The sequence below is a fragment of the Actinocrispum wychmicini genome (assembly GCF_004345645.1).
Lineage (GTDB): Bacteria > Actinomycetota > Actinomycetes > Mycobacteriales > Pseudonocardiaceae > Kibdelosporangium > Kibdelosporangium wychmicini.
In genome coordinates, this window is record NZ_SLWS01000002.1 from 780,032 (window position 1) to 793,312 (window position 13,281).

15 protein-coding genes are annotated in these 13,281 nt (G+C 68.8%); 10 read left to right on the top strand and 5 right to left on the bottom strand.

Features of this window, described 5'->3' with window-relative positions; all coding sequences use genetic code 11:
• Positions 1 to 11 precede the first annotated feature (11 nt).
• From EV192_RS11955 to EV192_RS11985, 7 genes are all read left to right on the top strand, one after another.
• The gene (locus EV192_RS11955) at positions 12 to 605 is read left to right on the top strand and encodes an isochorismatase family protein (RefSeq protein WP_207925991.1); all 594 of its coding nucleotides are present in this window, start codon (positions 12 to 14) and stop codon (positions 603 to 605) included.
• Positions 606 to 607: 2 nt separating this feature from the next.
• Positions 608 to 1,987: an FAD-dependent monooxygenase gene (locus tag EV192_RS11960; RefSeq protein WP_132115305.1), complete on the top strand. Its 1,380-nt coding sequence runs from the start codon at positions 608 to 610 to the stop codon at positions 1,985 to 1,987.
• A 27-nt stretch (positions 1,988 to 2,014) separates the two neighbouring features.
• Positions 2,015 to 2,248: a hypothetical protein gene (locus EV192_RS11965; RefSeq protein WP_132114357.1), complete on the top strand. Its 234-nt coding sequence runs from the start codon at positions 2,015 to 2,017 to the stop codon at positions 2,246 to 2,248.
• 67 nt (positions 2,249 to 2,315) lie between these two features.
• A complete protein-coding gene (locus EV192_RS11970) occupies positions 2,316 to 2,498 on the top strand; it encodes a hypothetical protein (RefSeq protein WP_132114359.1) in 183 nt (60 codons plus the stop codon).
• Positions 2,499 to 2,716: 218 nt separating this feature from the next.
• A complete protein-coding gene (locus EV192_RS11975; protein ID WP_132114361.1) occupies positions 2,717 to 3,247 on the top strand; it encodes a hypothetical protein in 531 nt (176 codons plus the stop codon).
• Between the two features lie 16 nt (positions 3,248 to 3,263).
• Positions 3,264 to 3,737, top strand: coding sequence for a thioredoxin-dependent thiol peroxidase (gene bcp, locus EV192_RS11980; protein ID WP_132114363.1), 474 nt, complete (start codon positions 3,264 to 3,266; stop codon positions 3,735 to 3,737).
• Between the two features lie 130 nt (positions 3,738 to 3,867).
• On the top strand, positions 3,868 to 4,740 hold the full coding sequence (locus EV192_RS11985) for a hypothetical protein (protein WP_132114365.1): 873 nt from the start codon (positions 3,868 to 3,870) through the stop codon (positions 4,738 to 4,740).
• Here EV192_RS11985 and EV192_RS11990 read toward each other — a convergent pair.
• Positions 4,737 to 5,843, bottom strand: a complete 1,107-nt coding sequence (locus EV192_RS11990) for an FAD-dependent monooxygenase (RefSeq protein WP_132114367.1) — start codon at positions 5,841 to 5,843, stop codon at positions 4,737 to 4,739. The genes EV192_RS11985 and EV192_RS11990 overlap by 4 nt on opposite strands.
• A 44-nt stretch (positions 5,844 to 5,887) precedes the next feature.
• Here EV192_RS11990 and EV192_RS11995 point away from each other — a divergent pair, with 44 nt between their 5' ends.
• Complete coding sequence (locus EV192_RS11995; protein ID WP_132114369.1) at positions 5,888 to 6,457, top strand: TetR/AcrR family transcriptional regulator; 570 nt, start codon at positions 5,888 to 5,890, stop codon at positions 6,455 to 6,457.
• On the opposite strand, the gene rdgB is transcribed toward EV192_RS11995, so the two are convergent.
• Together rdgB and rph are read right to left on the bottom strand one after the other, a co-directional pair.
• Entirely contained in the window at positions 6,420 to 7,022 is a 603-nt protein-coding gene (gene rdgB, locus EV192_RS12000) for an RdgB/HAM1 family non-canonical purine NTP pyrophosphatase (protein WP_132114371.1), read from the bottom strand. The two genes, EV192_RS11995 and rdgB, sit on opposite strands and share 38 nt — an antisense overlap.
• Positions 7,019 to 7,795 (bottom strand): ribonuclease PH, encoded by a 777-nt coding sequence (gene rph, locus EV192_RS12005; RefSeq protein WP_132114373.1) that lies wholly within the window; start codon positions 7,793 to 7,795, stop codon positions 7,019 to 7,021. The genes rdgB and rph overlap by 4 nt, the downstream gene beginning before the upstream one ends.
• Before the next feature lie 91 nt (positions 7,796 to 7,886).
• Between rph and EV192_RS12010 the strand changes: the two genes are divergently transcribed.
• Both EV192_RS12010 and EV192_RS12015 read left to right on the top strand, forming a co-directional pair.
• Entirely contained in the window at positions 7,887 to 8,561 is a 675-nt protein-coding gene (locus EV192_RS12010; protein WP_132114375.1) for a Crp/Fnr family transcriptional regulator, read from the top strand.
• A 112-nt stretch (positions 8,562 to 8,673) separates the two neighbouring features.
• On the top strand, positions 8,674 to 9,897 hold the full coding sequence (locus EV192_RS12015) for a glycosyltransferase family 4 protein (protein WP_132114377.1): 1,224 nt from the start codon (positions 8,674 to 8,676) through the stop codon (positions 9,895 to 9,897).
• Here the strand turns inward: EV192_RS12015 and EV192_RS12020 are convergent.
• Together EV192_RS12020 and EV192_RS12025 are read right to left on the bottom strand one after the other, a co-directional pair.
• Positions 9,884 to 12,469, bottom strand: a complete 2,586-nt coding sequence (locus EV192_RS12020; RefSeq protein ID WP_132114379.1) for an ATP-binding protein — start codon at positions 12,467 to 12,469, stop codon at positions 9,884 to 9,886. The two genes, EV192_RS12015 and EV192_RS12020, sit on opposite strands and share 14 nt — an antisense overlap.
• Before the next feature lie 22 nt (positions 12,470 to 12,491).
• Positions 12,492 to 13,259 (bottom strand): MBL fold metallo-hydrolase, encoded by a 768-nt coding sequence (locus EV192_RS12025; RefSeq protein ID WP_132114381.1) that lies wholly within the window; start codon positions 13,257 to 13,259, stop codon positions 12,492 to 12,494.
• Between the last annotated feature and the right edge of the window lie 22 nt (positions 13,260 to 13,281).

The following is a 13,281-nucleotide window of genomic DNA, read 5'->3' on the forward strand; positions in this document are numbered from 1 at the left end:
ACAGTGCGATCGTGCTGATCGACCACGGCATCGGCTTCGCGAACCTCTTCCGCTCGCACACCGTCGCGGAGAACGTGAACGGGGTCGTGGCCCTGGCGAGGATCGCGCGGATCTACGGCGTGCCGCTGATCGTCACCAGCGGGCCCGACAACTCGCCTGTCGGTCCGCTGTACCCGCAGTTGGCCGCGGTGCTCGGCGACCACCCGGTGGTCTTACGCAGCGGCGCGTTCGACGCCTTCGAGGAGGAGGCCTTCACGCGGGCGATCGAGGCGACTGGCCGGCAGCGGCTGGTCATGGCGGGCCTGATGACCGAAGGCTGCCTGCTGCACACCGCTTTGGGGGCGGTGGAGCAGGGCTACGAGGTGCGCGCGGTGCTCGACGCCTCCGCCTGCGTGACCACGGAAACGCACGAGCTCGCGGTCAGGCGGATGACTCAGGCGGGTGTGATCCCGACAAGCTGGCTGAGCGTTGCCGCAGAGTATCAGGTGACCTGGGCGAACGCCGAAACCGCCGACGGTTTTCGCGACCTGGTCGGCGGTCATTCGCCGACGTTCGCGATGCAGGGTGCGATGCAGGCGAACATCGAAAGGCACGCGGCGTCGTGAGTATGGAGCCGTCGGTCGTGGTCGTGGGGGCCGGTCCGGTGGGCCTGTGGCTCGCCTGCGAACTGGCCCTCGCCGACGTGCCGGTGCTGGTCGTGGAGCGCGAACCGGAACGCGGCGCGCTGTCCAAGGCGTTGGGCCTGCACGCCCGGACCCTCGAAGTGCTCGCCATGCGCGGCCGGCACGAGCCGTTCCTCGACGAGGGCACCGCGGTGTCCGAATGGCACTTCGGTCTGCTGGAGTCCAGGATCGACTTCCGGCCCCTGGATACCCCCTACCCGTACATGCTCAGCTTTCCCCAGGCCCGGACCGAACAGCTCTTCGAGGATTTCGCCCGGGAACTGGGCGTCCGCATCCACCGCGGGCAGACAGTGACCGCGATCCAGCAGAACACCGACTGTGTCACGGTGGAAACGAGCGAGACCACAGTGCACACCCGTTACGTGGTGGGCTGCGACGGCGCCGGTAGCACAGTGCGGAAGGCCGCCGGGATCCCGTTCGTCGGCACCGATGCGTCCGCGCACGCGATCCTCGGTGAGGTCACTTTGGACAGTCCGCCGGCGCCGGGCCTGCCCCAATGGAACAACCAGGGCCACCTGATCGTCATCCCGCTCGGGGCCGGCCGGCACCGGATCGTCGCCTGGGATCCGACCCAGCGGCAGTCTGACACCCCGCTCACGCTGACCGAACTCCGGGCGACCACGCTTCGCTTGGCGGGCACGGACTTCGGCATGCGGGACCCGGTCTGGCTGTCCCGGTTCGGCAACGCCACGCGGGTCGCCGGCCGGTACCGGGACGGCCGGGTGCTGCTCGCCGGCGACGCCGCCCACATGCAGTTCCCCACCGGCGGTGTCGGTCTCAACGTCGGGATCCAGGACGCGATGAACCTCGGCTGGAAACTGGCCGCGGTGGCCCAACTCCGCGCCCCGGAGACCCTGCTCGACACGTATCACGACGAACGTCACCCGGTCGGCGTGGCGTTGGCGGAGAACACAATGGCGCAGACCGCGCTCCTCACCGGGATCTCGCCGGAGCAACGCGCGTTGCGCGCGCTGCTGAACGAGATGATCGCCACGCAACCGGAGTTCGCCCTGGCCCTGGCGAAGAAGCTGACCGCGTTGGACGTCACCTATCCGGCCGGGGAATGCCATCCCTCGGTGGGTTCCCGGGCACCGGTCGGTGACGCGGAGCGGCTCTTCGCCCTGATGCACACCGGCCGGCCGGTGGTTGTGGCAGCGCCGGAAATGCCGCTGTGGGATGCTGTCACGGCCGCCGTGATCAGGCCGGACGGTCACGTCTGGTGGGCGACCGAGGATCGCGTGGACCCGGACCGGCTGGTCAAGCAGGCGTTGGCCGCGCTGCCGGCCCGGTTCGACCTGATGTGACCACCGGCGCGCCGGTAGGCTGGCCCGGTGTCCACTCCTGGGTCGTTTCCGCAGCGGACGGTCTGCCACGGGTGCCGGCAGGTCACGCACATCCGGCTGGAGGACGAGGACGACGTGGCGATCCTGCGGCCGATGACCGTGCCCGGCCAGGGGTCGATCTACCACGAGATCTCGCCGGGGGTGATGGTGGAGCGGGCGTGCCCGATCTGCGGCGAATCGGACGATCCGGGGTGGATTCCCGGTTTCACCCCACCGGTCTGACCCCGCCGCCACCCAGGGGTTGACCGGGCTGGCCGGGCTGTCACCATGATGGACGGGAGGTGCGGCGATGCGGGTGTTCGAACCGCTGCGGCGGCTGCTGCGTGTGGTCGACTGGTTCGAGGCCCGCGGCGTGTACGTGCCCGGCGAGGACAGCCACCCGGTGTCCGCGTGGCGGGATTTCGGCTGGCTGATCGCCACCTGGTTGGTCACCGTTGGCCTCTTTGTCGTGTTCTTCGCCATCGCGGCCTGAAGCCACCACCCGTCGTCAGCGGGACCACCATTGGGGCGATCCCGGTCACTCCAGGTGCCCTTTCGGTTACGGCTTGGCCACACTCCGACACCAGCTCCGGCACGACCCGGTCTTTCGGATTGGGCTTAACAGTGTCCAACCCCCACCCTGTGGGAGTCACACCGCTCACTCCCCGCTGGGAGGGTGGGCAGTGCCCCTGGCTGGAAAGTAGGACCCCTGTGAGAACCGTCGGGCTGGCGGCCGCCGCGTGCGTGCTTCTGGCGTTGGCGAGCGGGTGTGGCGCGGACGTGATGCACAGCGCGAGCGCGACCGAGGTCGCTCCGGTCGCCGCGCCCCCGGCGGCCATTTCCGATCAACCCGGCCGGTTCGGTGACCGCCGGGACGCCGGCGACTCGCTGATGGTCACGGTGTCCGCGCCGAGGTCGTTCGTGCCGGGCGAGACCGCGTATCCGCAGGCGCCCCGGGCGGCGGCGTTCGAGATAGCGCTGGAGAACCAGAGCAACCGGCTGTACCGGCCGTCCCAGCTGGTGGTGAACGTGGCCACGGCGGACGGCAAACCAGTGGTGCCCCTGGTCGACGCGGCCCAGGGCTATCCCGGTGTGATCGGCTCCGAGCCACTCGCGCCCACCAAGAGCACCCGGCTCACGCTGGCGTTCGCGTTACCCGCTGACCCGGTCGCCCTGGTGGTGACGGTCCAGCCCAGCGCCGCCACGCTGACACTGCCGGCCGAGTTCGAGGGGACCGCCTGAGGTAGTTTCTGGGGCTATGAGCGAGCAAGACAGGCTGACGGTTGGGGACGCGGCACCGGAGTTCGCCCTCCCGGACAGCACGGGCGCGACGGTGTCGCTGTCGGACTACCGGGGCCAGTCCGTGGTCGTGTACTTCTACCCGGCCGCCGGCACACCGGGCTGCACCAAGCAGGCGTGTGACTTCCGGGACAACCTGGCCGAACTGAACGACGCCGGGTTCGACGTGCTCGGCATCTCCCCGGACAAGCCCGCCAAGCTCGCGAAGTTCGTTGCCGACGAGGGCCTGACCTTCCCGCTGCTGTCCGACGAGGACCGGAGCGTGATGAAGGAATGGGGTGCGTTCGGCGAGAAACAGAACTACGGGCGCACGGTGATGGGCGTGATCCGGTCGACTTTCATCGTCGGCCCGGACGGCAGGATCGCGAAGGCCGCCTACAACGTTCGGGCGACCGGTCACGTCGCCAAACTGCGCAAGGATCTCGGCGTCTAGCCGCCGGTCGACGATCTCCGCGCAAAGGCTCAACCTTCTGTCGGACTGACGCGTCGTAACGCTCTGACCTGGGCGAAGGTTGAGCCTTCCGGCGCTCAACTCGTTCGTATGCCTCAGGCGTATCCGGGGCATGAAGAGGGCATCCTGGGGGATGGCGGCAATCCTCGTTCTCGGCCTATCGGGGTGTGCCGGCAAGCCCGCCCCGCCGTCCGCGACCGAACTGCTGATCATTCCCGCGACGTCAATGGAATCCACCCCACAACCGCCGTCCTCCCTCCCGCCATCGGACAAGCATGGCCCGAACCCGATCTCGGTCGCCGCCGCGGTGCAGCAGGTCACCAGAGCGACCACCGCGGCCGTGGTGATCGACCGGCAGACCGGGACCACGCTGGTCTCGGAGAACGCCGACCGCCCGTTCGACTCCGGCTCCCTGATCAAGGTCCTGATCGGGTTGGACGCCCTGGCCAGGCATCCCCACGACAACTCGGTGACCAGCCAGGTGTCCGCCATGATCAAGTTCAGCGACGACGACCTGGCGAGCTCGTTCTGGGGCAACGAGGGCGGGCCGCTGATCATCGTCCGGATGGCCAGGACCATGGGCCTGCAGTCGATCAAGCCGCCCAGCCCGCCAGGAATGTGGGGCTGGACCAGGCTGACCGCGAACGACATGATCCGCACCTACGACTACCTGACGCACAGCGCTCCGGAACTCGACCGGGACGTCGTCCTGAAAGCCATGGCGGCCGCGGCTCCGGCCGGAAAGGACGGCTTCGACCAGCGGTTCGGCATCCCGCACGCGTTGGGCGACGACTACGAGTGGGCCATCAAGCAGGCGTGGGCCACCGACCCCAGCACCCGTTCGCTGCACACTTCCGGCTTCGTCGGCAAGGGCTGGCGGTACGAGGTGGTGGTGATGACCGAGTACCCGCGCGCCACATCATGGGCGACCGGGGTCAGGGCGATCGACGCGGGCACAGGGACCATCGCGTCCGTACTGTCCTAACCAGACGGCTGCCAGTCGAACATCCTGGCGGACGAACGGATCATCGCCGACGCGGGGACGAGGCTCACCACGTTGTTTCGCAAGGTGACCGCGAGCGCCGAGCGGGCCATCCCGACCCGACCGGCCACAAAGGACATCCGGGCGATCGACTGGGTCCGCTTGCGCCGAAGGCTGTCGTAGCGGTCGACCAGCGGCAGGGTGACGGCGTCCTCGATGGCCTGGCAACCACCTTGGCCCAGGTTCGGCAGCATCGCGTGCGCGGCGTCGCCGATCAGCACGACGGGGCCGTGGACGTAACTGCGGAGCTTGGGAACGTAGTACAGGTCGTGCCGCAGGACGTCCTCCGGGCGCACGCGCGGCAGCAGTTCGCGGATCGGATCGGCCCAGTTTCCGAAGCGGCGCAGCAGTTCGGCCAGCTCGCCGTCCGGGCTCGTCCCGCCAGCCGGACTGACCGCGCCCGCGAACATGTACACCTGCTCGTTCGGCAGTTGCAGGACACCGAACTCCTCGCCACGGCCCCAGAACTCGGCGCCCACGGCCAGCCGTTCCGCACCGGTGCGGTCGAGAATCATCCGCCACGCCGTGGATCCGGCGTAGACGGGTGCGCTGCGCGGCCAGAACTGCCTGCGCACAACGCTGTGGATGCCGTCCGCGCCGACGAGCAGTTCCGCCCGTGACTCCCCCTGTGTGTGCTCGACAACCACACCGCCGTTGTCGACGTGCGCCCGGATGACTCGTGTGTTCGTCCGCAGTACGCCTTGCGGCACAGCGTCTTCGAGGACCTTCAGAAGATTTTTACGGTGTAAAGCAACGGACGGCCCGAACCGGCGGTCCAACTCCGCGGTGTCGCTCCGCACCAGCCACTTCCCTTGGGCGTCGCAGATCCCGCCGGCCGCCTCGATCTTCCCGACCGCACGCACCCGGTCGCCGAGTCCAATGTGGTCGAGCGCGCGCAACGCGTTGGGCCACACCGTCAACCCGGCACCGACCTCGCTGAACCCGGCCGCTTGTTCGAGCACCTCGACCTGCCAGCCGGCCCGGGTCAACGCGATGGCGGCCGTGAGCCCGCCGATACCGCCGCCGGCGATCACCGCTGACCGCACGGGCGCACCTCCTCTACACCTGTAGAGGACTCTACACTTGTAGAGTGACTGACCGAAGAGCGGAGTTGACGGACGCGGCGATCGTCACACTCGCCCGCTCGGGCATGCGCGGCCTGACGCACCGCGCGGTGGACCACGCCGCCGACGTCGCCGAGGGGTCGACGTCGTACTACTTCCGGACCCGGGAAGCGTTGCTGGTCGCCACCATGGAACGGCTCGCCGAACTGTCCACAGCGGACATCGCGGCGGTGCGCGGGACCGACCTGGAAGCGGTCACCGCCCTGCTGCACCACTGGCTGACGCACGCCCGCGACCGGATGGTCGCCCGGTTCGAACTGACCCTGGAAGCCACCCGAAGGCCCGCCCTTCGGGCCGCCCTGACGAGCGCGGGCGGCCAGTTCCGCGCCATGGCGCACCGGCTGCTGGCCGAAGCGGGCGTCCCGGACGCCCGGCGCCGGGCCGCCAACCTCGTGGCGCACATCGACGGCCTGCTGTTCGATCAACTGGCCGGAGCGGGCCCGCGCAGGTCACGGACTGACCTGCGGGACGCCCTTCGCCCGTTGTTCGAGGCCGCCCTCACACCAGGGCGCGCAGATGCGGCAGGATCAGGCTGAGCGCCCGGCCGCGATGCGAGATCGCGTCCTTCTCCGCCGACCCCAACTCGGCCGACGTCCGCGCGTCGCCGTCCGGAACGAAGATCGGGTCGTACCCGAAACCGTTGGTGCCCTTGACTTTCCGGACGATCCGACCCGGCCAGAAGCCGCGCACCACCACATCGTCATGACCGGGGACGACCAGCGCGACCGCGCTCACGAAAGCCCCGCCACGGCGTTCGTCCGGGACGTCACCGAGCTGGCTGAGCACGAGCTCCAGGTTGGCGGCGTCGTCCCCGTGCCCACCGGCCCAGCGGGCCGACAGCACACCGGGCATCCCGTTGAGCGCGTCCACCTCCAGGCCGGAGTCGTCCGCGATCGCCGGCAGGCCGGTCGCGGCCACCGCGTCCCGCGCCTTGGCGAGCGCGTTCTCCTCGAACGTGGCGCCGGTCTCCGGGGCCTCCGGGTATTCGGGCACGTCCGCGAGGCCGACCACCTCGATGCCCACGATCCCCTCGGCCGCCAGGATCCGACGCAGCTCGACGAGCTTCTTCGCGTTGCGCGTGGCCAGCAGGAGCCGCATCACTTCGCCTTGGACTTCTTGCGCGGCGTCGGCTCCGGCAGCTCACCCGGATACGGCTCGGCCAACGCCTCGGCCTGCAACCGGCACAGCTTCTCGGTCCCGGCCAACGCCAGGTCCAGCATCTGGTCCAGGGTCGAGCGGGCGAACGTCGCGCCCTCCCCGGTGCCCTGCACCTCGACCAGGGTGCCGGCGTCGGTGGCGACCACGTTCATGTCGACCTCGGCGACCGAGTCCTCCTCGTACGGCAGGTCCAACCGCACCCGGCCGTGCACAACACCGACACTGACCGCCGCGATCGCGCACGACAGCGGCTTCGGGTCCGCCAGCCGGTCCGCGGCACCCAACCACGTCACGGCGTCCGCGAGAGCGACATAAGCACCTGTGATCGCGGCCGTCCGCGTACCACCGTCGGCCTGGATGACGTCACAGTCGATCATGATGGTGTTCTCGCCGAGCGCGGCCAGGTCGATGCACGCCCGCAACGACCGGCCGATCAACCGGCTGATCTCATGCGTGCGACCACCCACCCGCCCCTTGACCGACTCACGGTCACCCCGCGTGTTGGTCGCCGACGGCAACATCGCGTACTCGGCCGTCAACCACCCCAGGCCGGACCCGACGCGCCAGCGCGGCACCCCGTCGTTCACCGAGGCCGCGCACAACACCTTGGTGTTGCCGAACTCGACCATCACCGAGCCCGCCGGCCACTTCTGGAAGCCACGCGTGATCCGGACTTCCCTCAGCTCGTCGTCATTCCTGCCGTCACTTCGCGCCACACGGCTACCCTACGACTGCCCACCCACGCCGAAGACTGGGCATCCCCTTGAAGGCGACCCCAGAGTTATGTAGGGAACTACACTAATCAGCATGGACGATCGTCCGGTCCGCATGACCGATCTCCTGACCGAGGACCAGCGACGGGCCCTGCTGGCGTTGGGCCGCCCGGTGAGGTATCCGCCGGACGACACCATCTTCCGCGAAGGCGCCCCCTCACACTCCGTGGTGGTGGTCCAGACGGGCTCGGTCAAGATCACCAAACAGGCGACCGACGGCACCGAGATCACCCTCGCGACCCGGGGCGCCGGCGAGGTCCTCGGTGACGAGGGCGTGCTCACCAACGACGTGCGATCGGCCACCATCACGACCACTACCGAGGTGATCGGGGTCGACATCCCCGCCCGCATCCTCGTCGACTTCGTCGAACGGGAGAAGCTGTGGCCGGTGATGTACAAGTTCGCGGTGCAACGCCGCCGACAGTCCGACGAACGCGCATTGCTGTTGGCGCGCATGGACGTCCGCGAACGGCTCGCCACCGTCCTGCTGGAACTGGCGGACACAGTCGGTGTCCAGGTCGACGGCGACTGGGTGATCGAGGATGCCTTCTCCCAACAGGAACTTGCCGGAAGCATCGGCGCATCCCGCGACGCGGTCGCGGTCGAACTGCGCAAGTTCAGGCAGGAGGGCTTGCTGACAACCGGCCGCCGCCGCATCGCGCTGCACAACCTGCCTGAGTTGAGGCGAACAGCCACCGGCCAGGTGTAGACCCCGGCACTGAACTATGGGATCCTACACACTGGAAGATAGGAAACTCAGCAGGTAGCCGTGCCGCGTGTCGAACGCGCGAGTTTCACATGATCTGGCATTTGGGGCTGTCATGTCCGGTCCGACCAACCTCAGGGAACTGCCCAATCCCGGCACCCTCGCGGGACGACCACCATCGTTCCTGCTGATCTGCGACGAGTGGACGCCCGGTAGGGGCGGGATCTCGCAGTTCAACCGGTCGCTGGCGACCGCGTTGGCGGTCGCAGGTCACCGCACGACCTGCCTTGTCAACCAGGCGACCACAGGGGAAATCCAGGACGCCACTTCCCGCGGAGTGGTCCTAAGGGTCGCGGAGTCGACGCCGGAGTGCCCAAACATGTACGTGCCCGCGGAAAAGGTCGTCCACGACTCGCCTGATGTCGTGATCGGCCACGACATCGTCAGCGGGTCCGTGGCCCACGTCTACGCCCGCCGGTATCTGAGTGCCCGCTTGGTCGTCATCGTCCACACCCCGGCACAAGTCGAGATGTACAAGCGGAAACCCGACCCGACCCGACGCGTCGCGGAACGTGAGGCCCTGATCCGCCGGATCTGCGCCGACGCTGACCTCGTCGCCGCCGTGGGTCACCGGTCGGCGCGCAGCACCGAGGCCGTGATCAGCGACGGCTTCGGTCGCGGCCGGGTGCTCCCCCTCGAACCCGGCATCGACGTCGTCGACCGGACCAGACAGATCCCAGCCACCCCAACGATCGTCGTCCTCGGCCGCGGCGAGCACCCCGAGGCCAAGGGCCTGGACATCGCCGCGCGCGCCGTTGCCGGCCTGACCACCGACCAGGCGGACTTGTTCGTGCAGGGCGCGCCGGCCGACCGGTGCGACGACCTGCACCGGTCGTTGATCGAGTTGTCCGGGCTGGCTCGGCATCGAATCGACGTACGACCGTTCACCGACAACATCGACCAAGTCGCGCACGCGCTGACCCGGGCCGCGTTGTGCGTGCTGCCGTCCCGGATCGAAGGGTTCGGGCTGTCCGCGCTGGAGGCGATCGGCGCGGGCACACCCGTGCTCGTCACGACCAGGAGCGGCCTTGCCGAGACATTGCAAAGGCATCTCGGTCCGTTCGCCGAGCCGATGATCGTGGACGTCACCGACGATGTGGAGGCCGACGTGACACGTTGGCGGGACGCGACACAGCGTGTCCTGGACGGCCTGCCGGCGGCGTTCAACTACACCGACAAGGTCCGTCACACACTCAAGAACCCGTTGAGCTGGGCCAGGACCGTTGCCACGCTGACCGCGGAGCTGACCGCTGCCACATCGGCTGTCAGTCACTCATGACCTTGGCGCGCAGGCGTTTCTCATCGACGTGGCGAAGGTCCTGCAGGATCGCCAACGACTCCCGGAAGTACTTCTCGGCACGTGCGTGGTCGCCCAGGTCGCGATGGAGGTCGCCGGTCCGTTCAAGTCCGATGGCCTCCCAGTAGCGGTCGCCGAGCTGCCGGTCCAGGTCGATCGACCGCTGGTAGTGCTCGACCGCGCTGGCGGAGTCGCCGAGGCCACGGTGGATGTCACCGATGGTGAGCAGCACGTCGGCCTGCCCCTCTGTGTGCTGGAGATCGGAGTACAGCTCCAATGCCCGCGTCAACAACGGAAACGCCTCGGCGAACCGCGACAGCCGCGAAAGTTGGTGTCCCATGGTCGTGAGCGCGTCCCCGTGCCGCATAGGGTGCTCGCTGCGCCTCACGAGTTCCCAGGCCATCTCGGCGTGCGCCAAGGCGTCGGTAGGTCGCTCCTGTGCCTCAAGCACCCGCGAGTAGGCCAGATGGTTGCGGAACTGACCGATCTGGTCGGGGCACGCCTGGAGAACCCGGTCCGCCTCGCGCAGGTACTCGAGTGCTTCGTCGGGACACCCCAGCCGGGCCACGGCGTTCGCCAGGTGACGCAACGCCGTGACCTGGCCAGTGGATTCACCAGTCGCCTGGGTCGCGGTCAACGCTGTTCGGTGCACGCTGGCCCGCTCGTGCCACCGTCCAGTCCGACGCAGGAACGTCGTGCAGGCCAAGGCAAGCTGCCAGGCACGCGTGCTGAAGCCGCGCTCGGCGGCGAACGTGATCATGGCCGGCAGGGTGGCCTGCTCCGCTGTGAACCATGCCATGGCCGAAGCGTACGAACGCATTTCGGGCAGCGTCATGTCGGACGGCACGAGCTGGATCTGCTCCGCACAGTCAACCTGGATGTACTGGTTGGCGAGCAGAGCGGCTCGCAGGTAGTAGTCGAGCATCCGCTCCCCCGCGACGGCCGCCTCCGGCTCGTCCGCGGCCAGGTCGGCGGCGTAGATTCGGAGTAGGTCGTGGAACCGGTACCGGCCCATCACGTACTGGGTGAGCAGGTGAGCCGCGGTCAGCTCGTCGAGGACCCGTTCGGGCCGGTCGGTGAGCGCGCGGCAGGCGAACACGTCGATGTCCGGACCTGGATGGACGCCCAGCAGCCGGAAAAGTTGGGCCGCCTCGGGTGAGAGGACGCCGTAGGACCAGGAGAACACCGCACGGACACTGAGATCGGTGTCGCCGAGATCCAGGACGTCCAGCCGGCCGCGTTCATCCCGCAACCGGGCGACGAGGCCGCTGATGGTCAAGTCGGGCTGGCCGGCAGCACGTGCCCCGGCAATGCTCAACGCGAGCGGCAGGCGGTCACACAGCTCCAGAAGCTCCCGCACGGCAGAGGGTTCCGCGGCGAGCCGGTCCGATGGGACTCGTTCGGCAAGCAACGCCAACGACTCCTCGTCGGACAACGCTTCGAGCGCGATCCGGTACGCGCCTTCGTGCACGGTCAGGCTGTCCAGCCGGTTGCGGCTGGTGATGATCACCGCACAGGTCGGGCTGCCCGGCAGCAGCGGCCGCACCTGGCTGGTGTCGCGGGCGTTGTCCAGCACCACCAGCATCCGCCGGTCCGCGATCCGGCTGCGGTAGAGCGCGGCCTTCGCCTCCAAGTCCGTGGGGAACCCACTCGGCTCCACGTCAAGGGCCTGTAGGAAGCAGGACAGCGCCTGGTCCGGGTCCATCGGCTCACGCGGGTCGAAACCACGGAGGTTGACGTGCAGCTGGCCGTCCGGGAAGCGGTCCGCGACCTCGTGCGCGCAGTGGATCGCGAGCGAGGTCTTCCCGACCCCGGCAGTGCCGTCGATCGCGGTGATCACCACCGTTCCGCCGCCGCCGAGCAGCCCGGTCACCTCGGCGATCTCCCGGTCCCGGCCCACGAACTGCCGCATCTGCATCGGCAGCTGTTGCGGCACCTGACCGACCCGTGCCGGCGGTTCGCCGAGCGTCGGCGGGACGTGCGCGTCCGGTAGCCGGATCCACGCGACCGTGTCGATTTCCTTGGCGACGACCCGGACCCGCCCGTAGGCGCCCGGATCGGCGGTCTCGCTGTGCCAAACGACCTCGTCGAAGAACCACGCCGAAGTGACGATCGCCAGCAGGCCGGGGGACTCGGCCAGCGCCTTCTTCAGCACGGGCGCGTCGAGCAGGCGGAACGTCAGGTTCACCGCCTTGCCGACGACACCGTGTTCGTCGTCGTGGACCTCGCCGGCATGCAACGCCATGCGCAGCCGGATCTGTTCCCCGGCAGGGCTTCGCGCGTTGTGCCTACGCAACGCGTCGACAAGCGTCGACGGAAACGCCTCCACGAACAGACTCTTCGCGAACACCGGCGGGATCAGCACAAGCACGCCGTCGCCGCGGTCCTCCTGGTAGCACTCATGCCAAGGCACCCCGACGTCCGCGAACGTGCGCTCAAGGGACGCGTAGAGACCGTCGCGCACAGCCACCTGCTGCTGGTTCGTCCGGGGACCGAACCCGGCGACGTCAACGACGAGGATCGTCCGGTGCATGGCCGGCGATGGAGGCGCCATTGTTACCTCCCCGCCGTCGATGCTAGACGGTGTAAACGTCGCCTGTCTCGACCAACAGCGGCTCCCCGGTGTACGCCAGGCGCGCTTCGGCCAGCACGGCTTCGCGGTCCGTCCAGGGCGCCACGTGGGTGATCAGCAGCCGCCCGACACCCGCTCGGGTGGCCAGTTCACCGGCCTGCCGGCCGGACAGGTGCATGCCTTCCGGCCGGTCCGCGTGATGTGTCCAGGACGCCTCGGACAGCAGCACGTCGGCGCCCTCGGCGAGCTTGTCCAGGCCGTCGCACGGACCGGTGTCGCCGGTGTAGACGAGGGTCTTGCCGCCGTGGGACACGCGGAAGCCGTACGCCTCACAGGGATGCGCCACGGGCACGGCGGTGACCTCGAAGGGGCCGACCTCGAACGTCTCCGGGCCCAACGGGCGGAAGTCGTAGGTGTCGGACAGGTCCGTCTCCGCCAGTTCGACCGGGTCGGGGGCGTAGGCGGCGGCGAAGCGCGCTGGGGCGTCGGACGGGCCGAACACCGGGAGCCTGGCGCCGCCGCGGCGGGCGGCGGCGGGGTGGTAGCGGCGGAAGACCGTCAGCGCCGAGAAGTCCGCGCAGTGGTCGGGATGTAGGTGCGAGAACAGCATCGCGCCGATCAGGAACGGGTCGCAATAACATTGCAGCTCGGCGAGGGTGCCGTTGCCGAAGTCCATCACCATCAGAAAGTTGTCGGCCTCGATCAGGTAGCCGGAGGCTGGCGAGTTCGGCCCCGGGACGCTGCCCGAACAGCCCAGTACGGTCAACAGCACGAGGCACAGGGTTACACACCGC